Source organism: Roseococcus sp., from assembly GCF_965227005.1.
In the GTDB taxonomy this organism is placed as follows: domain Bacteria; phylum Pseudomonadota; class Alphaproteobacteria; order Acetobacterales; family Acetobacteraceae; genus Roseococcus.
Map to the genome: position 1 here is coordinate 79,067 of NZ_CBDDFJ010000021.1, position 23,423 is coordinate 102,489.

The following is a 23,423-nucleotide window of genomic DNA, read 5'->3' on the forward strand; positions in this document are numbered from 1 at the left end:
CGGATCAGTGTTTCCGCAAGGCCCAGGCGAGACGCAGGAAGGTCGTGGTGATCTTCCAGCCCGCCTTCACCCCGGCGACGAGATTGCCGGAGACCTTGGACTCGCCGCCGCGCCGGCAGCGATGGTCGACGGGAATCTCCAGGCAGCGCAGCCCGGCCGCGGCGACGCGCATCTGCATCTCGAGGTTCCATCCATAGGTCTCCTCGCGCATCCCCAGCGCGGCGAGACGATCGGCGCGCATCGCCCGCAGCGGCGACATGTCGGTGAAGGCGGCGCCATAGGTCGCGCGCAGCAGCATGCCCGAGATTCGGCCAGCGAGAACCTGCTGCGGCGTCATGCTGCCCGGCTCGCGACGACCGCGCAGGCGCGAGCCCATCGTAAAATCCGCGCGGCCCTCCGCGACAGGTCCGACGACCGCCGCGATGAACTCCGGCACGTCACTGCCGTCGCCATCCATGAAGCAGAGGATCTCGCCCTTCGCCGCCGCAACGCCCGAAGCGCAGGCCCGTCCATAGCCGCGCCGCGGCTGGCTCACCACGCGCGCACCGGAGGCGGCGGCGCGCTCGGCGGTGCGGTCGGTGGAGCCGTTATCCACCACGATCACCTCGCCCACTCCCTGCGCCAGGACCTCGCGCACGACCTCGCCGATCGGCTCCTCCTCGTTGAGGCAGGGGATGACGACGGAGACCTGGCTCAGCGTCACGCGGCCGTACCGGCGCGGCGCTGGGCAAGGAAGCGGCGCGTGGCGGGCGCGTCGTGCAGCGGCACGGACCAGCTGGCGAAGTCAGGGCGGTTGCCGGCCATCTCGTCCTCGAGCGTCGCATAGGAGGCGGCGTCGTCGATATCGTACCAGGGATCGAGGATCACCACCGGCAGGCCGAGCTCCGTCGCGCGCTCCAGCGTCAGGCGGAAGACGACCTCGGTGCTCCAGGGAATGTCCTCGAAGAGCCGCCGGTGCGCGACCGACAGGCCGATCAGCGTGTAGCCGCCATCGACGGCGGGGCAGAGCACCACGCGGTCGCCTCCGGCCGTGGCGTCGACGGCGGCCTGGAGGATGGCGGGCGGCAAAGTGGGGCTGTCCGAATTGACCAGGATCGCGCCCGAATGGCCCTCCTCCAGCAGATCCGCGATGCCCTTGTGCAGCCGGGCGCCGAGGTCGCCCTCGCCTTGCAGCGTCAGGCCAAAGCCGGACGGCAGAAGGCGGCGCAGCTCCGCTTCCGAACCCTCGGGCGTATAGACGGCGTAGCCGGCCGCGGTGGCAGGATCCAGCGCGCCGATGGTGCGGGCCAGATCCTGGATGAAGCAGGCGGATATCGCCGCGCATTCCTCGGGACGTAGCGGCGGCGAGAGCCGGGTCTTGGACTTTCCCGGCGCGGGGGTCTTGCAGATGATGGCGACGGCGACCTTCCCCATGGCGCGGCCCTTCCTCGATGTGATCGCGTCCATTCAGCCCGCTCCCTCGCCTGGGCGCCCGGTTCTCGCCCGCAGCGCCGTCCACACCAACGCGCCGAAGACGGCGAGGTTCATCGCGCCGTCTCGAATCCAGAAAGCGACTTCCGGATCGCCCTGGACCTCATTGTAGAGAAGGTATCCGGCGATCGTGGCCGCCCAGAGATGCGGCGAGCCGAAGAGCACCACGAACGGCATCAGGCAGAGGTAGTACCAGGGGTATCCCGGCGAGAGCGCGAAGACCCCCGCGAAGACGAGCCAGGAGAGCCGGCGCAGACGGCTTTCCGCATCCTCCTCCGACGCGAAGGACAGGCGCAGCGCCAGGACGAGCAGCAGCGCGGCGGCCGCCACGATATAGATCGTCCTCAGCCCCGGGACCGGGCCGAACAGCCTGGTGACGAGCCAGACCAGCCAGAAGGCCTCGCCGGATTCCAGCGCCTCTTCCTGCACATAACCGTGGACGAAGGCGAACATGCCCGTCCCCACCGAGAGATAGGGAATATAGAGCAAGGCCACGACGCCCAGCGCCACGGCTGGCGCGCGCCAGCCCCAGGGCTTCCAGGCGATCGGCAGGGCCAGGGCGGCGAGCGGCTTCATCAAGGTCGCGACCGCGATCACCCCGGCCGCCAGGACCAGGCGGCGCTTCACCACGGCGAGCCAGACGCCGAGCGCCATCACCGAGAGCATCGCCGCATCGATATGCGCGCTGCCCGCGATCTCCCAGATCACCAGCGGGTGCCAGGCATAGGCGACGATGCGCGTCACGGGCTGGCCGATCCGCCGCAGTAGGTCGAGCAGGACGGCGACCGTGACCACCTCCAGCGCGAAATAGGCGAGCTTCAGCGGCACCAGCCCGTCGGCGATGCGACCGACCAGGAAGAAGAGGATTTCCGCGGCCGGCGGGTAGATGGTCACCGCATAATCGGCGCGGTTGATGAAGGGGTAGATCGCCGCGTCGCGCAGGAAGGCGAGCTCGGGCGCGGCGGGAACATAGCGATAGGGATTGATCCACTCGCCCTGCACCCGCCCGTCCCAGACATAGCGGAAGGCGTCGCTCGACAGATGCGGCGCGACGAAGAGCAAGGCGAGGCGCAGCGCGATCCCGATGCCCAGGATGATCAGCAAAGCGCGGCGTTCGGGCGCGCGCGCCGCTAGCCGGATGGCCCAGATGACCAGCGCCCCCTGCCCGATGGCGAGCGCGCCGAAGGCGAGGTCGCCCAGCTGCCGATGCACGACAGGCCCGGCCAGGACCAGAGCGAGGATCGCCAGGCCGACGCCCAGAAGGCGAAGGGTCGGGCCGGTCAAGCCGATCAGACGCCGGTCGCGTCGGGGAGGGATGCGGCCGCGCCTGTCATGGGTCTCTCCAAGCCGTTCAAGGCCGTCTTCGCCCGGGGACCGGTCGAAGTTACCTCCTGCCTTGTCAACAAATCCGGGCGACCGCGGTTACAGGCCGGCGAATTTTAAGGTCATGCCGCCCGTACCGCCGCTCCCTCCGCCGCCAGGGTGTAACGCGTGAAATTGCGGTTCAACGCGGGCAGCGGCGCGATCTCCATCAGCCCTTCGGCCGGCTTCATCAGGATCATCGCGACCGTCGCGGAGAGATTGCCGCCCAGATTCATCCGCGGCGGACGGCAGACCGACCAGGGCGACTGCCAGTCGTCGAAGAAGGCCGCGCGCAGGTCATCCATAGTGAGCTTGCCGCGCCTGGCCGTCAGCGCGTCGCGCACACGTCGGTCGCGATAGGCGCTGTCGGGCGTGCTGACGAGGCCCATGTCCTTGAGCTTGGCGAGCGCCACCGGGCTCTGCCAATGGTTGGAATGGACAAGGATCCCGCCCTCCGCCTGGACGAGGAAGGATTCGTCCGGCGCGCATTCGATGTCCACGCCATAGCCGCTGGCATGGCTGAGCATCAGGTTGTTCGAACCCGATTTCGGCGTGCTGTAGAGCGAGCGGAACGCCAGCGCGACCTGCTCCTGGTTGAGCGCCTGGCGCCGCAGCAGCGAGAGCGGAATGCCCTCCTGCGTGTAGTCGCGGTCGCTCTCCAGGTAGTTCGCGGTGATGGCGATGCCGGCAGCGTTGAGACCGCAGCGCGCGAGGCCGCCGGCCTCCACGAAGGTCAGCACGTCCGGCCCGTCCTCGCGGCGGATGCGGAGCACTACGCCGGTCTCGGCGCATTCGCTCTTCCAGTCCCAGTTCTGGCCGTGGATGACGCTGCCATCGGCCGTCGCCTCGGGCAGGAGAATGGCGCCGGTGCAGCCATCCGGCTCCTTGCGGATCGCCGCCAGCGCCTCGGCGCGCTTGGCGAGCTGCAGCACCTCGGTGCGGCAGTTGATGAGCACGATATCCTCGAAGGCCACATCCGCGCCCTCGGCGATGCCGCGCATCTCGGCGACGAAATCGGGCTCGAAGGCCTCGATGCGGGGGACGAAGTCGCGCGCCATGGCGCGAACGGCGCCGGCATCGCGGCCCTGGCCGGCAAGCTGCGTGCCGTAATGCGACAGCGACTTGTGGACCCGCGCCTTGGCCATGCGGCCATAGAGCCGCCCGCGCGCCTCAGGGCCGCCCGTGAGCTCGATGAGGGGAAAGGGCTCGATCGTCTGAGTCATGGGGAGGAAGCCTTGTCCTGGGTCGCGTCATGCTGATCCCAGAACGGATCACGGCAAAGCCCTTTCGGCCGAACCATTGCCGGCCGCACATTGCCGGCCGTGCGGTGGAGCTGAGGCTTGCGCGCAACAGGTTGATCAGCTTGGCGCGACGCCATGCAACTCCCTGGCGCCTCTCGCCGTTTGCCCCTTCATCACAACACGTCACAGGAGGCAAACATGGGCCGCGGCATTCTTCTCTGGCTTCTGGGAATCCCCATTCCGATCATCATCCTCCTCGCTCTAATCTGGCGCTAAGCCATGGTGAACAGCACCTATGATGCAGCGCCCGTCCGACCAGGCGCTGCCATGCTGGACCATGTGCCGGCCGAGCAATCGGCCGTCTCCTGGGCCGCCATCTTCGCGGGCGCGGTCGTCGCCTGCTCGGCCACGCTGATCCTGCTGGCGGTGGGGGCGGGCCTCGGCTTCTCCTCGATCTCGCCCTGGCATGACGAAGGCGTGTCCGCCACCACCCTCGGGATCATGGCGGTCGTCTGGCTGATCGTCGTGCAATGGATTGCCTCGGCGCTGGGCGGCTACGTCGCCGGGCGCCTTCGCACGCGCTGGATTTCCGTCCATCGTGACGAGGTCTTCTTCCGGGATACCGCGCACGGGATGCTGGCCTGGGCGGTCGCCACGCTTCTCACCGTGGGCATTCTGACCTCCGCCGTGACGGGTGCGATCGGCACGGCCGGACAGGTGGCCGGCGCGGCCGGCCAGACGGCGGCCAGCGCGGTCGAGTCCGTCTCGCAATACCAGATGGACAGCCTGTTCCGCTCGGCCAACCCCGGCGCCGCTAATCCGAACGGCGAGAGCAACGAGCAGGCAGCCCAGGAGGTCATGGTCATCGTTGGTAACGCGATCTCCGCGGGCCAGCTTCCGGCGGCGGATCGCGACTATCTGGCGCAGCTGGTGGCATCCCGCGCCGGCATCTCGCAGGACGATGCGCGAGCTCGCGTGGATCAGGCCGTGACCAAGGCTCGCGAGGCAGCCCAGGCGGCGCGCGAGGCGGCGGAAACGGCCCGCAAGGCGGCGGCGCAGCTGTCCCTGTTCACCGCCCTTTCCCTGCTGATCGGCGCCTTCATGGCGGCGGTTGGCGCGGCTTATGGCGGCGGTCTCCGCGACGACTCGCACTAAGCGTCCCCGTCATTCCAGAGAACAGGCCGGCGGAAATTCCGTCGGCCTGTTTTTTCGTGAATTGCGTCCTTTCGGGTGGCCGCCGGATCGGCCCGATGCCCAGGACTTATCATGCCCTCGATGAGTGACCTTTTTATCGACCTCCTTCGGGAAATGACCTTCGCCGAACGGCAATTCGAGAAAGCCCTGCCTCGCATGGCCCGCGCCGCGAACAGCGCACCCCTGCGCGATGCCCTTTCCCATCACGGCACGGCAGAGCGGTCCCGGCAGGAGCGGCTGGGCGAGGTATTCCGGCTGTTTGGCCGCCGTCCACGGGCCGAGACCTCCAGTGCGATTCTGGGCCTCCTGCAGGACTGCGAGGAATTCCTCGATGCGGCCATCGAGCCCGGTCCGATCCAGGATGCGGCGCTGATCGCTTGCGGCCAGGCCGCCGCGCACCATCGGATTTCACGCTACGCGGCCCTGGCGGCCTGGGCCGCCGCATTGGGCAAACCCGAGGCGGCCGGACTCCTCCGGCGGTCCCTGGACGAGGAGAAGGCCCTGGATGAGCGGCTGGCCGCGCTCGCCGACCTCCTCCTCGCTCCCGCAGCCTTGGCCCCCGGTTAGACGGCGGCGCCTGCGGCGAATTGCAATCGAATGGCATTCGCATCTAAAAGGCGGGCTCGCAAAGCGGGTCCAGCATGTCCCTTTCCACCCCCGCCGATCTTGGCGCCGCGCCGCGCGGCTTTCGTGGCCGCATCCTTGGCCTGCGGCCCCCCGAAGCCGGTGCCGTTGCGCCTGAGGAATTAGAACGGCGGCTCATCGAACTGGGCTTCGTCGAAGGCGCCCTGGTCGAGATCCTGCATCAGGGGCTTTTCGGCCGCGACCCCATCGCCGTCCGCCTGCAATCGGCCACCATCGCCCTGCGCCGGCGCGAGGCCGCCGCCATTCTCGTCGAGCCCCTGTCATGAACGAGCTTCTTCCCGCCCAGCGCAACCTCGCGGTCGCCCTGGTCGGCAATCCGAACTGCGGCAAGACGGCGCTCTTCAACGCCCTCACCGGCAGCCACCAGCGCGCCGCGAACTATCCCGGCGTCACGATCGAGCGGAAGGTCGGCCATCTGGCCACCCCCGCCGGGCGCCAGGTGAACGTGACGGATCTGCCCGGCACCTATTCGCTGCGCGCCCGCAGCCCCGACGAGGCCATCGCGCGCGACATCGTCCTGGGACATCGCAAGGGCGAGCCGCGGCCCGACCTGCTGGTCTGCGTCGCCGATGCGACCAATCTGCGGCTCGGCCTGCGCCTGGTGCTGGAGCTCAAGCAGACCGGCCTGCCGCTGATGCTCTCGCTCAACATGATCGACATCGCCCGCCATCGCGGCATCGAGATCGACCTCGAACGCCTCTCGGCCGAGCTCGGCCTGCCGGTGGTCACCTCCGTCGCCGTGCGGCGCGGGGGCACCGACGCCCTGCTGGCCGAGATCGACCGGCGAGAGGCGCATGCGCCCGCGGCCACCACCTCCGCCTGGATGGCACCCGACGCGGCCGGGCTGCGCGCCCTGCAGCGCGAGGCCGACCGCATCGTGGCCGCCACCGTCCGCGTGCCCGACCGGCGCGATGGGCTGACGCGCAGGCTGGATGCGGTGGTGCTGCATCCGGTGGGCGGCATGCTGGTGCTGATGGCCGTGCTGTTCCTGATGTTCCAGGCCGTCTTCGCCTGGGCCGCGCCCGTCATGGAGCTCATCGACGGTGGCTTCTCCGCCCTGGGGGCCGTGGTGGGCTCCCTGCTGCCGGAGGAAGGCTGGCTCGGCCTGCTGCGCAGTTTCCTGCAGGACGGGCTGATCGGCGGCGTCGGCGGCGTGCTCGTCTTCCTGCCGCAGATCCTGATCCTGTTCCTGTTCATCCTCCTGCTGGAGGATTTCGGCTACATGGCCCGCGCCGCCTTCCTGATGGACCGCATCATGGGCGGCGCGGGCCTCCACGGCCGCGCCTTCATCCCGCTGCTGTCGAGCTTCGCCTGCGCCATCCCCGGCATCATGTCGACGCGCGTGATCGACAACCGGCGCGACCGGCTCGCGACCATCCTGGTGGCGCCGCTGATGACCTGCTCGGCCCGCATCCCGGTCTATACGCTGATCATCGCCGCCTTCATCCCGGACGAGACCCTCTGGGGCTGGATCGGCCTGCAGGGGCTGGTGATGTTCGGTCTCTACGCGGTCGGCATCGTCAGCGCGCTGGGCATGTCCTTCGTCTTCCGCCGGCTGCTCTGGCGCAACGTGCCGAGCGATCCCTTCATGCTCGAGCTGCCGGACTACAAGTGGCCGCGCGTGCGCGACGTGGCGATCGGCCTCTGGCAGCGCGCGCGCGCCTTCCTGCGCCGCGCGGGCACCATCATCCTGGCGATGACGATGGTGATCTGGTTCCTCTCCTCCGTGCCCCGCCCGCCCGAAGGCGCGACCGAGCCGGCCATCGAATACAGCTTCGCCTTCACCATCGGCCATGCGGTGGAGCCCGTGCTGCGGCCCATCGGCTTCAACTGGCAGATCGGCGTGGCGCTGATCCCGGGCATGGCGGCGCGCGAGGTGGCGGTGGCGGCCCTCGGCACCGTCTATGCGATCGAGGCCTCGGAAGACGATTCCTCGGAGCTTGGATCCGCGCTCGCCGGGAAATGGTCGCTGGCGACGGCCCTGGCCTTCCTTGCCTGGTACGTCTTCGCGCCGCAATGCGCGGCGACCCTGGCGGTGATCCGGCGCGAGACGGGCAGCCGGGGCTGGGCCTGGTTCACCTTCGGCTACATGCTCGCGCTGGCCTATCTCGCCGCCTTCGTGACCTATCAGACAGCGAGTATCCTGGGTGCAGGATAGCCCTCCTTCACCGCCCCAGATAGGCCCTCGCCGCCACCACCTCGGCGCGCGATGAGCCGGCCTCCGCCAGATCGAGCAGCGTCGCGTAATGCTGCCTGGCCTGATCGGGGCGCCCTGCCGCCATCGCCGCGCGCGCCGCCCCGGCGATGGCGCGGAAGCGGCGCGGCTCGGTCCGCTGCACCGCCTCGAACTCGGCGAGAGCGGCCCCGGCCTGGCCCGCCTCCAGCAGCGCCTCGGCATAGATCTCGCGCGCCGGCGCGAGCGGCCCGGGCGTCACGACGTGCTTGTCGGTGCGGCCCTCCCGATCGGCGGCCGCGCGCAGGGCGGCGAGCCCCTCCTCCTGCCGTCCGGCCATGAATTCCCGCAGGCCCGCGGCCGCGTCGCGCTGAATCGCCACCTGCTCCGCCCAATAGGCGTCGCGCCCCTCCAGGGCATGGGCGATGCGGTTGAGCGCGGCGATGTCGTCCCCCGCTTCGCCCGGCCGGCCGGCGCGGGCGAGGCCGATCGCGCGCGCGAAATGGGTCAGCGCCTCCGTGTAGAGGAAATTGGCCTCGGGGCGCGGCCGGAGAGCGGCGGCCTCGGCCCAGGCGCCGCGCTCCAGCACATAGCGCGCCGGCATCGCGGCCATGGCGAAGGCATAGGCGTTGCGTGTCGGGCCGCTGAATGGCGCGGCGAGGGCTCGTTCCATCGCCGCGCGCGCCGCCTCGTCGCGTCCGGTCTGGAGATAGGCGTAGACCATGTAGTCATAGGCGTGCAGCGTGTCGTCGGCCTCGCCGCTGCGCAGCGCCACCTCCGCCGCGCGGCTGTTGCTCTCGATCGAATCCGCCCAGCGGCCCACGCGCGTGTAGATGTGCGAAGGCATATGCAGCGCATGCGGCGCGTCGGCCGCGAGCGAGCCGTAGCGTTCGGCGGCGCTCACGCCGCGATCGGCGAGGGCGGGATAATCGTAGAGATGGATGAGGTAGTGCACGATTCCCGGATGCTCGGGCTGGAGCGGCAATTCGCGTTCCAGCAGGGTGGCGCCGCGCAGCGGATCGGCATGGCTGCGGTCGTTCGGCGCGGCGGCCACGCCGAGCAGCAGCGCGTATTGGATCATCGCTTCCTTGTCGTCGGGGAAGCGCTCGTGCAGGCGCCCCATCGCATCGCGATAGGCCGCGAGCCGGGCGCGATGGCCCGGCGGGTTATCGCCGGCGAAGACAAGCGCGAGGGCCTCGATATAGGCCCCCTCGCGCGGGCTGCGCGCACCGAGGCGCGCCGCCTCCTCCAGCAGCGCACGGCCCTGGCGCAGGTTCTGCGGCAGGGGCAGGCTGTAGGGATTGGTGAGCAAGGTCAGCGCCTCGCCCCAATAGGACATGGTGCAACCCGGATCCTGCTGGCGCACCTGCCGGAAGGCCGCGCCGGCGACCTGGTACCAGAAGGAGTGCTGCAGCAGCATGCCATGGTTGAAATCGGCCTGGGCCGCCGGACTGCAGGTCACCGGGAAGTTGACCATGCCGAGCGTCCGGTGCGGCGCGGGCGCTTCGGCCGGCTGGCCATAGGCCGCGACCGAAGCCAGCCCCAGTCCGGAAGCGAGGGCAAGCCTCGCGAAGATGAAGCGACGCATGAGATGGCCTCTCCCTGCCGGGAGGCGCCATGGACGGGCCACGCTGGCTGCCCGTCGGGCCTCCTCGTGAAGGCCCGGATTATTGACCCCCGTGACCTGGAGTCAATAAATCCGCATCAACCCGTCAGTTCCGGCAACGGATCGCCGCATGCGGAGCTGGAAACGGAAGTGGGGAGCGCTCAGCGAGAGGAGGGGAGGTTGTCGTCCGCCAGCATCGGCCCGGTCCATCCCGATTCCACCCAGGCGGCCTCCGCCATGATCCGCCGGGCCGCCGCGACATGCTGGGCCAGCCCGTCGCGGACCCATCGGGTCACCTGAGGGAAGCGGGACAGCGAAGGGTCCCGGCGGCGCTCGAAGGCGCCAAGCGCGGTGGCGGGCATGTCTTTCATCCATGAAGCATTGAGGGTCAGGGCTACCTCCCAGAGTGCAATCCGGATCGCGTTATCCCGCAAAGCGTGTCAGTGGTCGTGTCGCGTCATGTCGGCTTTTGTCGAGCCGTTCCGGCGGCGAAGATCAGCGCGTGGCCTTCTCCATCGCCTCGCGCAGCGCGCCGGCCGAGGCCTCGAAATTCTTCCACGGATCCTTGGGAAGCGGCGCGTCGAGCAGCGCGGGCAGACGCAGCTTCGCCGGGTCGAGCCCCGGCTTCACCTCCGACCATGCGACAGGATGCGCCACCGGCGCCCCAGGACGCCCGCGCGGCGACCAATTGGCGATGGCGGTCGAAAGGCGGTCATTGCGCAGATAGTCGAGGAAGATGCGACCCGTGCGCGCCTTCTTCGCGAGGGTGGTGGTGTAGAGCTTCGGCGCGTCCTTCTCCATCATCGCGCAGACGAGGCGCGCGAATTGCTTCGCCTGGCTCCAATCCGGTGCCGCCCCGCGCTTCGGCACAGCGATGGGCACGACCAGATGCAGGCCCTTGCCGCCGGTGACGCGGGCAAAGGGGGCGAGGCCGAGCGCGATCAGCCTCTGGCGCAGCTCCAGCCCACCCTTCACCACCGCGTCGAAATCGAGATCCGGCGCCGGGTCGAGGTCGAAGATGAGGCGATCCGGCGTTTCCGGCCGGTCGGCCTGGGCGCCCCAGGGATGGATCTCCACGACGGAGACCTGCGCCAGCGCGGCGAGGCCGGCCGCATCGTCGATGCGCATATAGGGCTTGGGCTGGCCCTCGACCGGCACGGCGCGGATCAGCGGCGATTGGCCGGGCAGGGCGTGGCGCTGGAAAAAGAGCTGATGCTCGATCCCGTCGGGAGCGCGCAGCACCGAGATGGGCCGCCCCGCCACCTCGGCGAGAATGCGGTCGGCCAGGCGCGCATAATAGGCACCGAGATCGCCCTTGGTGACGGCGGGCGTGTGCTCCGTCGCGGGCCAGAGCACCTTTTCGGGATGGGTCAGCGAGAGGGATGGCCTGGCGCGCCTCGACGTCGCGGCGGGCGGCGGCGCCGGTGTCTGGGGGAGCGTGACCTCCTGGGGCGGCTTGTCCTCGCGCAGGCCCTGGAAGCTCGCATGGCGCAGGATGCCCTCCTCGGTGAAGCCGCCATAGGCGATTTCCGCGACCAGCTTGGGAGTCGCCCAGATCGCGTCGACGAGCCGTGCGGGCTGCGCACCGATGAAGGGAGAGGTCTTGCGCTTCAGGGGTTCCAGCTTCTTCTTCAGGCTCTCGCCCATCGCGCCCGAGAAGCCCGTGCCGACGCGACCGAGATAGGCCAGCTTGCCCTCCCGCATCGCGCCCATCAGCAGCGAGCCAAGACCCCTTCCCTTCTTGTCGAGCGACCAGCCGCCGATGACGAATTCATCGCGGCCACGGCACTTGGCCTTCGTCCAGGCGGTGCCGCGCCCGGCGGCATAGGGCGCGTCGGCCCGTTTGGAGACGATGCCCTCCATGTGCAGCTTGCAGGCATTCGCCAGGACGGCCTCGCCCGGCTGCGTGAAGTGGTCGAGGTAGAGGATCGCCTTTCCCTGGTCGCCGAGATGCGCCTTCAGCGCCGTCTTGCGCGCCAGCTGGGTCTCGCCGCGCAGGTCCCGCCTGCCGTCATGCAGCAGGTCGAAGGCCCAATAGAGGATGGGCGCCTTGCGCTCCCCGGCGAGCACGGCCTGGAGCGTGGCGAAGCTGGGCTGGTTGTCGGCGTCGAGGGCGATCGCCTCGCCGTCGATGATGCCGTCGGGAAGTCCGGCCGCTTCCTTCGCGATGGTCGAGAAGCGCTTCGTCCAGTCCAGGCCCGTGCGCGTGCGCAGGCTCGCCTGGCCCTTCTCGACGCGGAGCTGAAGCCGGTAGCCGTCAAGTTTCAACTCGTGCAGCCAGTCCTTGCCCTGCGGCGGCGTGGCGACGAGCCGGCAGAGCTGCGGCGCGATGAAATCCGGCATGGACGCGGCCTTGTCGGCCCGGACCGCTGCGCGCTTGGGCTGCTCTTTCGGGGCGGAGTGCCAGACCTCGTCCTTGCCCGGCGCGCTCTTCGCGATCTGGGCCATGGTGCGGCCGGACTTCACGGATTTATCCGCCTTCAGCACGGCATCGCCCTGGCCCGGCGTCGCCATGCTGTCCTTCTCCTTGATGAGCAGCCAGTTGTGCCGCTTGGACTTCTCGCCGGGCTTGGGCTTCAGGCGGATCAGAACGAAACCGCCTTTCAGGCGCTCGCCGGACACCACGAACTTCAGCTCGCCCTTGGCGAGGTCGCGATCGACATTCTCGGGATCGAGCGGCGCCCAGAAACCGCGGTCCCACAGCATCACCGTGCCGGCGCCGTAGCCGGGCTCGGGAATGACGCCCTCGAAGCCGCCGTAGTCGAGCGGATGATCCTCCACCTCCACCGCCAGGCGCTTATCGGCCGGATCCAGCGAGGGGCCGCGCGTCACGGCCCAGGACTTCAGGACACCTTCCCATTCGAGCCGGAAATCATAGTGCAGCCGCGTCGCATCATGCTGCTGGATGACGAAGGCGAGGCCCTCGCTAGCCGACTCGCCGCCCTGCGGCTCGGGCGAGCGCGCGAAGTCTCGCTTGGCGCGATAGGTCTCAAGCTTGCGCGGCGCGACTGCCACCGCCTCAGCCCGAGCGACGCCGCTTGGCAGGCGCGGCCTTCTTCGCCGCCGGCTTCTTCGCCGGCGCCTTCTTCACGGCCGCAACCTTGCGCGTGCCGCCGGCGGGCTTGCCGCCCTGCTCCAGGCTCTTCCGGAGCGCCTCCATCAGGTCGATGACATTGTCGTTGCGGGGCGGGGGCGCCGTCACGCCGCCATCGTCGCCGCCCTTCTTGCTTTCGATGAGCGCGCGCAGCGCATCCTCGTAGCGATCGTTGAACTGCCGGGGATCGAAGGCGCCGGCCTGCTGCGCGATGATCTTGTCGGCGATCTCGATCATGCGCCGATCGGGCTTGGCGTTCGGAATCTCGTCGAAGAGCACATCCTCGTCGCGAAGCTCGTCATGGCTGCGCAGCGTCGTCAGCAGCATGCCCTTGCCGCGCGGCTCGATCGCCACGACGCGTTCCCGCGTACCGATCACGACCCGCGCCAGAGCAACCTTGCCGGCATCCTCCATGGCGCTTCGGATCACGGTAAAGGCGTCGAGGCCCGCCTTGCCGTCCGGGACCAGATAATAGGGCGAATCCCACCAGATCCGGTCGATCTCCTTCTGGTCCACGAAGCGCTCGATATCGATGGTGCGCGTGCTCTCCAGCCGGACGGATCGGATCTCCTCCTCCGTGAGCAGGACATATTGGTCCTTCTCGTATTCGAAGCCTCGGACAAGGTTCTTGCGCTCCACCTCGCCCGCCTCGGGGTCCACAACCACCTGGCGAATGCGATTGCCCGTCTCCGGGTTGATGAGGTGGAAGTGGATGTCCCTCGCGTAGCTGGTCGCGGGATAAAGCGACACGGGGCAGGCCACGAGCGATAACCGCAAATGACCTTCCCAGCTCGGCCGTTGCGCCATGCCTCGGATCTCCTGACCGGTGTGGAACGCTGGAGCGCCCATCCGGTTGTCCGTCAGGAGAATCGGCGCGTGGCGGCCGTCAGCTCCTCTGGCATCACAAGCTCCGTTGCCAAACCAGATGGTACCTTTCCGAGCCTGGCGATCTGGCCCATCCTCCGCGCCTGGGGAGAAAAGCCAATGCATGGGAGCAAACCCGTTTGGCGCTGATGACTTATCTGAATCGCGTGCAGTTCGCGCGAGGCGCAGTCGCATGCCTTGCGGAAGAGCTCGCGCTGGCGGGCATCGCGCGGCCCTTGCTGGTGACGGATCGAGGGGTGATCGCGGCCGGCTTGCTGGACCGGCTTCGCGCCGTTCTGCCCGACGGCATGGCGGTTGCCGTCTTCGACGACGTGCCCCCCAACCCGACGGAGGCCGCCGTCCTGGCCGCCGTAAAAGCCTATAAGGACCATCGTGCGGACGGCGTGATCGGCCTCGGCGGCGGCTCGCCGCTGGATCTGGCCAAGGCCGTCGCCTTGTTGGCGACGCATGATGGGCCGCTGTCCCAGTATGCGGTGATCGAGGGCGGCCTGGCGCGGATCACCGCGCGGGCCGCGCCGGTCGTGGCCGTGCCGACCACCTCGGGCACCGGCAGCGAGGTGAGCCGCGGCGCGCTGATCGTGCTCGGCGACGGCCGGAAGCTCTCCATCGGCAGCCCGCATCTGATCCCGCGCGCGGCGATCTGCGACCCGGAGATGACGCTGGGCCTGCCGCCCATGCTTACCGCCGGCACGGGCATGGACGCGCTAGCGCACTGCGTGGAGACGCTGTGCTCGCCCCGCATGAACCCCATCGCAGACGCCATCGCGCGCGACGGGCTGGCACGTGCCTGGATGGCGCTGCCGCGAGCCGTGGCCGACGGCTCGGACGTGACCGCGCGCGAGGCGATGATGCTCGCCTCCATGCAGGGCGCGCTGGCCTTTCAGAAGGGGCTGGGCGCGGTGCATGCGCTGTCGCACCCGCTCGGCGGGCTTTCAGTGCCGCTGCATCACGGGACGCTCAATGCGGTGCTGCTGCCCCATGTGCTGCGCTTCAACGCATCGGCCATCGAGGGCGTGCTGCCCCTCCTCGCCGCCGCGATGGACGAGCCCGCGGATGCGGGGCTGATCGCCGATGCCATTGCCGAACTGTCCCGCGCGATCGGCCTGCCGGCGACGCTCGGCGAGATCGGCGTGCCGGCCGATATCCTGCCCGCCATCGCCGATGCCGCGATGCTCGACCATCACCATCTGACCAACCCACGGCGTGCCACGCGCGACGAATATCTCGCCTTGCTGCGCGCCGCCCATGCCGGAGACTGACGCATGTCGGACACCACCGAGCCCCGCACGATGTTCGACAAGATCTGGGCCGCGCATCGCGTGCTGGAGCGCGAGGATGGCCAGACGCTTCTCTATGTCGACCGCCACCTCGTGCATGACGGATCGGCACCCGCCTTCGAGATGCTGAGGAAGCGCGGAATGCTGCCACGCGCGCCCGAGCGCACCTTCGCCACGCCCGATCACTACGTCTCGACCGACACCGTCGAGCGCGCGGCCATGACCAATGACGAGAACCGCTTCATGGTCGAATCACTGGAGCGCAATGCGGCGGAATCCGGCTTCCAGCTCTTCGGCCTGAAGAGCGGGCATGAGGGCATCGTGCACGTCGTCGGTCCCGAGACGGGGTTGAGCCAGCCTGGCCTGCTCATCGTCTGCGGTGACAGCCATACCTCCACCCATGGCGCGCTCGGTGCGCTCGCCTTCGGCATCGGCGCCACCGAGGTCGCGCACGTGTTGGGCTCGCAGACCCTGTGGCAGCGCAAGCCGCTCAACATGCGCATCAATGTGGAGGGCGAGCTGGGCTTCGGCGTGACGGCGAAGGACGTGATCCTCGCCATCATCGCGAAGATCGGCACGGCGGGCGCGACGGGCCATGTCATCGAATATGCCGGCAGCGCGATCCGGGGGCTCTCGATGGAGGGGCGGCTCACCCTCTGCAACATGTCCATCGAGGCCGGCGGCCGCGCCGGCATGGTGGCGCCGGACGAGACGACCTTCGCCTATATCGCCGGCCGCGACTACGCCCCGCAAGGCATCGAATGGGAAGACGCCGTCGCGCGATGGAAACGCCTGCCGAGCGACCCCGGCGCGCGCTTCGACCGCGAGGTGACGCTGGATGGAAGCGCCATCGCGCCCATGGTCACCTGGGGCAACAGCCCCGAGGATGCCTTGCCCATCGACGCGCGCATCCCCGATCCGCAGCACGAGCCGGATGCCGGTCGCCGCGCCGTCATGGCCGATAATTTTTCGTATATGGGCCTGACGCCGGATACGCCGCTGGAAAGCCTCGCGGTGAACCGCGTCTTCATCGGCTCCTGCACCAATGGCCGCATCGAAGACCTCCGCGCCGCGGCCGCCGTCGCACTCGGCCGCCATGTCGCCGCGGGCGTGACGGCCTGGGTGGTGCCCGGCTCCGCCCCCGTGAAGAAGCAGGCCGAGGAGGAAGGGCTGGACCGGATCTTCCGCGAAGCCGGCTTCGACTGGCGCGAGGCCGGCTGCTCCATGTGCCTCGGCACCAATGGCGAGATCGGCGTGCCGGGCGAGCGCGTCGCCTCCACCTCCAATCGCAATTTCCGGGGACGGCAAGGGCCCGGCGTGCGCACGCATCTGATGGGGCCGGCCATGGCCGCCGCCGCCGCCGTCGAAGGTCATCTCACCGATGTGCGACGCCTGATGGGAGAGGTGTGATGGACCCCTTCATCCGCCTCACCTCCTGCGCCGTTCCCTTCCGACGCGCGAATATCGACACGGACCAGATCCTGCCCGCGCGCTACCTCGCCAAGCCACGCGACGAGGATCAGGCGCCCTTCCTCTTCCGCGACCTGCGGCTCAATCCCGATGGCAGCGAGGTGGCGGATTTCCCGTTGAACCAGCCGCATTGGCGCGAGGCGCGCATCGTCCTCGGGGGTCAGAATTTCGCCTGCGGCTCCTCGCGCGAGAACGCGGTCTGGACGCTGTACGACCACGGCGTCCGCGCGGTGATCGCGCCGAGCTTCGGCGACATCTTCTCCAACAATTCGGTGAAGAACGGGATGCTCGCGGTCACATTGTCGGCCGAGGCCGTGGCCGAGCTCATGACGGAAGCGGAAGCCACCCCCGGCGCCGAAATCGCCATCGACCTGCCCTCGCAGACGATCACCTCGGCGACAGGAAAGATCTGGCACTTCGATATCGATCCCTTCGCCAAGCGCAGCCTTCTGGAAGGCCTCGACGAGCTGGCCTTCACCCTCACCCATTCCGAGGACATCGCGGCCTTCGAGCGTCGTCTCGGCCGTCATAATCTTTAGGGAGCAACGAACACATGCATATCGCAGTCCTGGGCGGCGACGGTATCGGGCCCGAGGTCACGGCGCAGGCCGTGAAGGCGCTGCGCGCCGTCGCCGCCAACGGCCCGCAATTCGAGATGACGGAAGGCAAGATCGGCGACGCCGCCTATGACACCACCGGCGATCCGCTGCCGGAAGCCACCGCCGTGCTTGCCGAAAGATCCGACGCCATCCTCTTCGGCGCCGCCGGCACCTATGGGAGCGATCTGCGCCCGGCCCATCAGCGCGGCGGCCACGGCCTGCTTCGCCTGCGCAAGCGCATGGACCTCTTCGCGAATTTCCGCCCGGTCTTCGCCTTCCCCGAGCTGCTCGGCGCCTCCACCCTTCGGCGCGAGGCGATCGAGGGCGTGGACCTCGTGGTCCTGCGCGAGCTCACCGGCGACATCTATTTCGGCACCCCGCGCGGCATCCATGTGGAGAACGGCGAGCGTGTCGGCATCAACACCATGCGCTACAGCGAAAGCGAGGTCCGCCGCATCGCCCGCGCCGGCTTCGAGGCCGCGCGCAAGCGGCGCAAGAAGCTCTGCTCCGTGGACAAGGCCAATGTGCTGGAGACCAGCCAGCTCTGGCGCGAAGTCGTCACGGAAGTCGGCCGCGACTATCCGGACGTGGAACTCAAGCACGAATATGTGGACGCGATGGCGATGCTCCTCGTCCGCAAGCCGCGTGAATTCGACGTGATCGTCACCGGCAATATCTTCGGCGACATCCTCTCCGATGCGGCGGCGATGCTGACGGGCTCCATCGGCATGCTGCCCTCCGCCTCGCTGAACGCGGAATCACGCGGGCTCTATGAGCCGGTGCACGGCTCCGCCCCGGATATCGCGGGCAAGGACATCGCCAATCCGCTCGCCTCGATCCTTTCGGCCGCGATGCTGCTGCGCCATTCGCTGAACAAGCCCGAGATGGCCGATCACGTGGAGGCCGCGGTGCGCCGCGTCCTCGCCGAGGGCTACCGCACGGCCGACATCATGGAGGAGGGCGCCACCCTCCTCGGCACCGATGCCATGGGCGATGCCGTCGCCCGGGAGATCGCCCGCCTGACCCACTGAACCGGACCACGCCTGCAGGGAGAAACAACAATGAAAATCATCACCAGCCGCCGCGCCGTCCTCGGCGCGGCCCTCGCGGCGCCCATGATCGCGCGCGCGCAGGACCATTGGCCGAGCCGGCCGATCCGCTTCATCGTCGCTTTCGCGGCCGGGGGCGCGGCCGACACCGCCGCGCGCTCCATCGCCGCGGATATGCAGGAAGCCCTCGGCCAGAACATCGTGATCGAGAACCGCACGGGCGGCAACGCGACCATCGCCGCCAATGCCACGCTGCAATCGCCGCGCGACGGCTACACCTTCCTGGTGGATGCCGCGAACCAGCTCACCAACCCGGTGCTGATGCGTGACCTCGGCTTCGACTATCAGCGGGATTTTCAGCCCGTGACGCAGATCTGCTCCTTCCCGCAGGTGATCGCGGTGAAGACCGATTTCCCCGCACGCACCCTCGCCGAGTTCATTCAATACGCGAAGGCGAACCCGAACACGGTCAGCGTGGGCACGCCGCCGGCCGCGGGCATGGCCCACCTGGCCCTCGCCGCCTTCGAGCAGCGGGCCGGCGTGCGCCTGGTCCACGCGCCCTATCGGGGCGGGGCGGATGCCGCGCGCGACATCATGTCGGGCAGCATCGACGCGGTGCTCATCACCACCAATTCGGTGCGCCCCCCGGTCATGTCCGGCAAGGCGCGCATCCTGGCCGTCACCAGCCTCGAGCGCATTCCCACTTTGCCCGACGTGCCGACGATCGCCGAGTCCGGCTTCCCCGGCTACGACATGAACGACTGGAACGGCGTCTTCGCCGCGACGGGCACGCCGATGGGCCCGATCCTGCGCATCGCCGCCGCGGCCGCCGTCTCCGCCCGCGCCGCCCCGGTTCGCGCGCGCATGGACCCGGCGGGCGCGATCATGTCCGGAAGTTCCCCGGAGGTCTTCGCGACCTGGCTGGAGGGCCAGCGGCGAACGGCGGTGGAGGTGGTGCGCTCGGCGGGGATCACGCTCGGGTAGCGGCCTCGAGGCTTCGGGGAAGGTCTGCGTCGGGAGCGCCGGAAAGGCGAATCGCTTCCAACCGCCATGCATGCGAAACTACCTCCCGTACGACAGCGAAGGCGTGAACGTGACTTCCAATCTCGGCGACCCGCGTTTCTTCGCGCGCTCGGGGCCGCATTCCCTGGCCTCCATCGCCGCAGCCGCGGAAGGCACGGCCTGCTCGCGGGACATCCTGTTCCGCGGGGTCGCGCCCCTGCACGAGGCGGGCCCGGACCAGGTCAGCTTCCTCGACAACCGCCGCTACCTGCCCGCGCTGGAACACACGCGTGCCGGCGCCGTGCTCGTGCATCCCGATCTCGCGGAGCATGTGCCCAAGGGGACCGTGCCGATTCTGACCCCCTCGGTCTATGGCTCCTGGGCGCGCGTCGCCGCGCTGTTCCATCCGCCGGCGCCGCTGGAAGGCGGCATCCATCCCATGGCCTCGGTCGATCCGACGGCCGCGATCCATCCCACGGCATCGATCGCCGCCTTCGTCTCGATCGGCGCCCGTGCCGAAGTCGGCGCGCATTGCTGCATCGCCGCCGGCGCCGTGCTGGGCGAGGGCGTGACGCTAGGGCCGGATTGCCGGATCGGGGCGCAGGCCAGCATCAGCCATGCCCGGATCGGCGCGCGGGTCTACATCTGCCCTGGAGCGCGCATCGGGCAGGAAGGCTTCAGCTTCGCCAAGACCGCGACGGGCTTCCTCAGCATCCCCCATCTGGGCCAGGTGATCATCGAGGACGATGTCGAGATCGGCGCGAACTCCACGGTCGACCGCGGCTCCTCGCGCGACACCCGCATCGGCCAGGGAACGCGGATCGATAACCTCGCGCAGATCGGCCACAACGTGGAGCTCGGCCGCTACTGCGTGATCGTCGCCCAGGTCGGCATCTCGGGCTCGACGACGGTGGAGGACTTCGTACAGGTCGGCGGCCAGGTCGGCATGGCGGGGCACCTGACCATTGGCAAGGGATCGCAGATCGGCGCGCAGGCCGGCGTCATCGCCGATGTGCCGCCCAATTCCCGCCTGCTCGGAAGCCCGGCGCAGCCCGCCTCGCTCTTCCTGCGGCAGGTGGCGACGCTGAAGCGGCTGGTCGGCAAGCGCGGCTCCAGCGACACCCCTTGAAGGAGGGCCTGAGCCCTCCTTCGAAGGCGCGGATTACCGCGCCGTCCAGGCGATGCCGTCGCTGACCGTGAAGGACAGCGTGGAGACCTGGCGCAGACGCGCATAGGCGCCGTCGCCCGTGCCGCCGGGCGTGTTCTCGGTGTGGATCACCTCGGCCACGTAGCGGCCGGCCCAGGGCGTCTCGAAACTCACGCGGCCCTGCGCGTCGGTGCGCAGCTTGCGCTCCCAGCGCGGCGGCGCGACGAGCGTGACCTCGGTGGCAGGCAAAGGCTGGCCGCGCAGCATCAGCGTGAACTCATTGCCATTGGCGCTCACGGGCACGAATTCGAGGTCCATCGCCGCGCGGGTCTCGCTGCGACCTTCGCGCGCCAGCATCACGGCGCGGAGGCGGTCCGGCGCGCCGGGGCGGCCGAAGGGCGCGAGCGTGTCCTCGATCATGCGCACGTCGCGCGTGCCGGCGGGCAGCGCGGCGGCGATGTGGTCCTCGCGGCGCGTCAGCGGCAGGGCCGCCGCGGGATCGGTCGCGAAGATGCGCGGGCCGGTGATGCGGTCCAGCAGGGCGCCCGTGCGCTCCCGCACATTGTCGACCGGCTCGCCGAAGTAGAGCCGGGCCGTATCGCCGTCGCGCTCCAGCCAGAGCTGATGGGCGATGGCCGTGGAGGCCAGCGTCATCATCGCCGTGGCCAAGAGCATGGAAAGACCGTTGCGCATGGAATTCTCCTTTTTTCAGACCGCGCCGGACAGGAGCAGCGCGCCCCCCGCGACGAGGGGAAGTGCAGGGCCGAGCGCGAGGGCCACGCGCGGCGCATAGGGGATGAGGAAGACGATCGGCATCGCCGCCGCCGTCAGCACGCCCCACCAGCCCACCGGGCCGATGAACCAGCCCCAGGCGGCGATGCAGGGCCAGGTGGAGAGCGCCACCAGCGCCCAGCCCATGACGCGCAGCGCATGGCGGCGCGGCGGCTTGGGCCGGCGGCCCATCAGATCCTGATGGTGGCGGTCCATCGACAGGCAGAGCGCGAGGAAGCCGGCATAGGCCAGGGCGAAGGCCAGGATGGCCATCAGGCGCTCTCCGCCAGGGCGGGCATCGCCGCGTCGCGCTTGCGGCGCTGGAAGGCCACCGTCTCCGGCCGGCGGGCCAGCTTCCAGGCGATGACGCCCAGCAGCGCGCCCATCCCCGCGAGGCCGAGATCCATCCCCGCCAGGGCCCAGTCGCCCTCGGGGATCGAGACGCCGAGGTGACGGTTCGTCGTCAGCGCGCTGAGCAGGGGGATCGCGAGGCCGAGCAGCGCCGCGAAGGCGAATTGCTCGATCCAGGCGCGCCGCACCGGGCGGAGCAGCGCATGCAGCAGCGCCGCGACCCAGAGCCCGAAGAAGATCCGGATCTCCCACTCCGCGCGCAGGGCGATATCGACCGGAAGCAGCCGGTTGGCCCAGAAGAAGCCCGCCATGGCGATCGGCAGGCCAGCGACGGTGCCGACGTTCAGCATGTCCACCAGCCGCATCCCGAAGCCGGGCTTGCCGAGGGCGGCGCGCTTTTGCCGATGCTTGGCCGCCCAGAGCACGAGGCCGGTCGCGACCATCGCCGTTCCCGCGAGGCCCGAGAGGAAGAACAGCGCGCGCAGCAGCGGCCCGGCGAAGCGGCCCAGATGCAGGCCATAGGTCACGCCACGCGTGGCGGCGGCGGGGCGGTCGCTGTTCGTCTCATAGGTGCGCTCGCCGCTCGTCCCCTGGAAGACCAGGGTCTGCGGGTTCATGGACAGCCGCCCGCGCTCGCCCCGGCTGATCTGGATCACCGAATTGGCGTCGGACGGGTTCTGGACATTGATGCGGCTGATCTCCTGCGTGCCCCAATGCCGCATCGCCTCGGCGAGCAGCGGGCGCATGGGAACGAGTTCGCCGGGCCGTCCCGCGGCACGCGGCGGGGCGGGAACCCCGACCGTCTCGGCGAAGAAGGCTTGCACGTTGCCGCGATAGGCCACCTGCGCGCCCCAGGGCATCGTCATCAGCATCAGCGTGATGAGCCCCGTATAGGTGATCATCAGGTGGTAGGGCAGCGCGAGCACGGCGAGCGCGTTATGCGCGTCCAGCCAGGATCGTTGCGGCGCCTTGCCGGGCCTGAAGGTGAAGAAATCCGCGAAGATGCGCCGGTGCGTGATGATGCCGCTGATGATCGCGACCAGCATCATCATCGCGCAGAAGCTCACCACCCAGCGGCCCCAGATGGGCTGCATGTGGAGCTCGAAATGGAAGCGGTAGAAGAACTCGCCGCCCATGGTCTTGCGCGAGGTCACCGGCTCGCCGCTGACGGGGTCGAGCGTGGCGCTCTGGAAGCGGCGCGGGCCATTGCCGCGCCAGAAGACGCGGATGAACGGGTCGCGCTCCTGCGGCAGGTTGATGAACCAGGCCGGCGACTGGGGCGCGACGCGCTGCAGCGTGCCGATGGCCAGCTCCGCCGCCGACTCGGGACCGGCCGAATAGGCGCGCAGCTCGGGCTGCATCCACTGCGAGATCTCGCCCTTGAAATAGCTCGCGGTCCCGGTGAGGAAGACGGCGAACAGGATCCAGCCGACCAGCAGGCCCGACCACGTGTGCAGCCAGGCCATCGACTGCCGGAAGCCGTTCTTCATGGGGCCGCTCCGGGCATCGAGAACCAGGCGGCCGCGCCCAGCACGGCCATGGGGACGAGCATGCCGATCCAGGCGCGCAGCGCCGTGGCGGCGGCGAAGACCCAGATCACCACGCCGGTATAGACGGCGAAGCTGAGCAGCATGCCGGTGAACACCGCCTCGCCGCGCTCGGTCGGCAGCAGCGTCGCGCAGACGATCGCCGCGAGCGCGGCCATCGCATATCCGCCGCCGATCGCCGCGACGGCCCGCATGGCGACGCCCGGCCAGCGCCAGTCGCGCAGGCGCGACCACAGGCGCCGTGCACCCGGCAAGGCGGAAGCTGTCGCGACTACCACGGGCGGGCCCGGGTCGCCCGGATGCCGCGGCCCAGGCGCGCGACATCGCGGCGGGAAGCCGAAGGGGCGCCGGACATCCGTCGGCTCGATATGGCGGCGGTGGCACCCAAGATCACGAGTCGTCTCTTCCCTCAGGGACGGTTCGAGCAGGGCCACCGGGGGCGGGCGAGCGACGCGATCACGAGCGGCGGGAGCTGCCTGCAACAGTCGCGAAGGGATGGGCCTCGCCTGAGGCCCCCGGTTGGTCCTTGCCGAGACCCCT

22 protein-coding genes are annotated in these 23,423 nt (G+C 69.4%); 10 read left to right on the forward strand and 12 right to left on the reverse strand.

The features are described 5' to 3' along the window. Positions 1-4: 4 nt before the first annotated feature. From ACO057_RS11505 to ACO057_RS11520, 4 genes are all read right to left on the reverse strand, one after another. Positions 5-703, reverse strand: coding sequence for a glycosyltransferase family 2 protein (locus ACO057_RS11505; protein ID WP_421991774.1), 699 nt, complete (start codon positions 701-703; stop codon positions 5-7). Next, entirely contained in the window at positions 700-1,446 is a 747-nt protein-coding gene (locus ACO057_RS11510) for a TIGR04282 family arsenosugar biosynthesis glycosyltransferase (RefSeq protein WP_421991776.1), read from the reverse strand. Before ACO057_RS11510 ends, ACO057_RS11505 begins: the two co-directional genes overlap by 4 nt. Continuing rightward, positions 1,447-2,754: a hypothetical protein gene (locus ACO057_RS11515; RefSeq protein WP_421991778.1), complete on the reverse strand. Its 1,308-nt coding sequence runs from the start codon at positions 2,752-2,754 to the stop codon at positions 1,447-1,449. 161 nt (positions 2,755-2,915) lie between these two features. Next, entirely contained in the window at positions 2,916-4,055 is a 1,140-nt protein-coding gene (locus ACO057_RS11520) for a C45 family autoproteolytic acyltransferase/hydolase (protein WP_421991780.1), read from the reverse strand. Positions 4,056-4,400: 345 nt separating this feature from the next. Here ACO057_RS11520 and ACO057_RS11525 point away from each other — a divergent pair, with 345 nt between their 5' ends. The 4 genes from ACO057_RS11525 to feoB all read left to right on the forward strand — a co-directional run bounded on the left by ACO057_RS11525 (position 4,401) and on the right by feoB (position 8,070). Continuing rightward, on the forward strand, positions 4,401-5,228 hold the full coding sequence (locus ACO057_RS11525; protein ID WP_421991782.1) for a hypothetical protein: 828 nt from the start codon (positions 4,401-4,403) through the stop codon (positions 5,226-5,228). A 120-nt stretch (positions 5,229-5,348) separates the two neighbouring features. Continuing rightward, the gene (locus tag ACO057_RS11530) at positions 5,349-5,834 is read left to right on the forward strand and encodes a ferritin-like domain-containing protein (protein WP_421991784.1); all 486 of its coding nucleotides are present in this window, start codon (positions 5,349-5,351) and stop codon (positions 5,832-5,834) included. Positions 5,835-5,908: 74 nt separating this feature from the next. After that, complete coding sequence (locus tag ACO057_RS11535) at positions 5,909-6,178, forward strand: FeoA family protein (RefSeq protein ID WP_421991786.1); 270 nt, start codon at positions 5,909-5,911, stop codon at positions 6,176-6,178. Further along, positions 6,175-8,070: a ferrous iron transport protein B gene (feoB, locus tag ACO057_RS11540; protein ID WP_421991788.1), complete on the forward strand. Its 1,896-nt coding sequence runs from the start codon at positions 6,175-6,177 to the stop codon at positions 8,068-8,070. Before ACO057_RS11535 ends, feoB begins: the two co-directional genes overlap by 4 nt. A 7-nt stretch (positions 8,071-8,077) precedes the next feature. On the opposite strand, the gene ACO057_RS11545 is transcribed toward feoB, so the two are convergent. From ACO057_RS11545 to ACO057_RS11560, 4 genes are all read right to left on the reverse strand, one after another. Further along, on the reverse strand, positions 8,078-9,673 hold the full coding sequence (locus ACO057_RS11545) for a tetratricopeptide repeat protein (RefSeq protein ID WP_421991790.1): 1,596 nt from the start codon (positions 9,671-9,673) through the stop codon (positions 8,078-8,080). 179 nt (positions 9,674-9,852) lie between these two features. Beyond that, the gene (locus ACO057_RS11550) at positions 9,853-10,053 is read right to left on the reverse strand and encodes a hypothetical protein (protein ID WP_421991792.1); all 201 of its coding nucleotides are present in this window, start codon (positions 10,051-10,053) and stop codon (positions 9,853-9,855) included. Between the two features lie 133 nt (positions 10,054-10,186). Further along, positions 10,187-12,706 (reverse strand): DNA ligase D, encoded by a 2,520-nt coding sequence (gene ligD / locus ACO057_RS11555; protein ID WP_421991794.1) that lies wholly within the window; start codon positions 12,704-12,706, stop codon positions 10,187-10,189. 4 nt (positions 12,707-12,710) lie between these two features. Continuing rightward, positions 12,711-13,844, reverse strand: a complete 1,134-nt coding sequence (locus ACO057_RS11560) for a Ku protein (RefSeq protein WP_421991796.1) — start codon at positions 13,842-13,844, stop codon at positions 12,711-12,713. Between ACO057_RS11560 and ACO057_RS11565 the strand changes: the two genes are divergently transcribed. The 6 genes from ACO057_RS11565 (at position 13,799) to lpxD (ending at position 20,196) form a co-directional block, all read left to right on the forward strand. Continuing rightward, positions 13,799-14,929 (forward strand): iron-containing alcohol dehydrogenase, encoded by a 1,131-nt coding sequence (locus ACO057_RS11565; RefSeq protein ID WP_421991798.1) that lies wholly within the window; start codon positions 13,799-13,801, stop codon positions 14,927-14,929. The two genes, ACO057_RS11560 and ACO057_RS11565, sit on opposite strands and share 46 nt — an antisense overlap. Before the next feature lie 3 nt (positions 14,930-14,932). Next, a complete protein-coding gene (leuC, locus tag ACO057_RS11570; RefSeq protein ID WP_421991800.1) occupies positions 14,933-16,357 on the forward strand; it encodes a 3-isopropylmalate dehydratase large subunit in 1,425 nt (474 codons plus the stop codon). Next, the gene (gene leuD, locus ACO057_RS11575) at positions 16,357-16,956 is read left to right on the forward strand and encodes a 3-isopropylmalate dehydratase small subunit (RefSeq protein WP_421991802.1); all 600 of its coding nucleotides are present in this window, start codon (positions 16,357-16,359) and stop codon (positions 16,954-16,956) included. Before leuC ends, leuD begins: the two co-directional genes overlap by 1 nt. Before the next feature lie 14 nt (positions 16,957-16,970). Beyond that, positions 16,971-18,047, forward strand: a complete 1,077-nt coding sequence (gene leuB, locus ACO057_RS11580; RefSeq protein ID WP_421991804.1) for a 3-isopropylmalate dehydrogenase — start codon at positions 16,971-16,973, stop codon at positions 18,045-18,047. 30 nt (positions 18,048-18,077) lie between these two features. Beyond that, positions 18,078-19,049: a Bug family tripartite tricarboxylate transporter substrate binding protein gene (locus ACO057_RS11585; RefSeq protein WP_421991806.1), complete on the forward strand. Its 972-nt coding sequence runs from the start codon at positions 18,078-18,080 to the stop codon at positions 19,047-19,049. A gap of 70 nt (positions 19,050-19,119) precedes the next feature. Next, a complete protein-coding gene (gene lpxD, locus ACO057_RS11590) occupies positions 19,120-20,196 on the forward strand; it encodes a UDP-3-O-(3-hydroxymyristoyl)glucosamine N-acyltransferase (RefSeq protein WP_421991808.1) in 1,077 nt (358 codons plus the stop codon). Between the two features lie 33 nt (positions 20,197-20,229). Here the strand turns inward: lpxD and ACO057_RS11595 are convergent, their stop codons facing one another. Genes ACO057_RS11595 through ACO057_RS11610 form a run of 4 tightly spaced genes read right to left on the reverse strand, consistent with a single transcriptional unit; the run spans position 20,230 to position 23,161 of the window. Continuing rightward, positions 20,230-20,907 carry a DUF4198 domain-containing protein gene (locus ACO057_RS11595; protein WP_421991810.1) on the reverse strand — a complete coding sequence of 226 codons (678 nt, stop codon included), beginning with the start codon at positions 20,905-20,907 and terminating at the stop codon, positions 20,230-20,232. A 15-nt stretch (positions 20,908-20,922) separates the two neighbouring features. Then, the gene (locus ACO057_RS11600) at positions 20,923-21,258 is read right to left on the reverse strand and encodes a DUF3325 domain-containing protein (RefSeq protein ID WP_421991812.1); all 336 of its coding nucleotides are present in this window, start codon (positions 21,256-21,258) and stop codon (positions 20,923-20,925) included. Beyond that, the gene (locus tag ACO057_RS11605) at positions 21,258-22,826 is read right to left on the reverse strand and encodes a PepSY-associated TM helix domain-containing protein (protein WP_421991814.1); all 1,569 of its coding nucleotides are present in this window, start codon (positions 22,824-22,826) and stop codon (positions 21,258-21,260) included. The genes ACO057_RS11600 and ACO057_RS11605 overlap by 1 nt, the downstream gene beginning before the upstream one ends. Then, the gene (locus ACO057_RS11610; protein ID WP_421991816.1) at positions 22,823-23,161 is read right to left on the reverse strand and encodes a DUF3649 domain-containing protein; all 339 of its coding nucleotides are present in this window, start codon (positions 23,159-23,161) and stop codon (positions 22,823-22,825) included. The genes ACO057_RS11605 and ACO057_RS11610 overlap by 4 nt, the downstream gene beginning before the upstream one ends. Between the last annotated feature and the right edge of the window lie 262 nt (positions 23,162-23,423).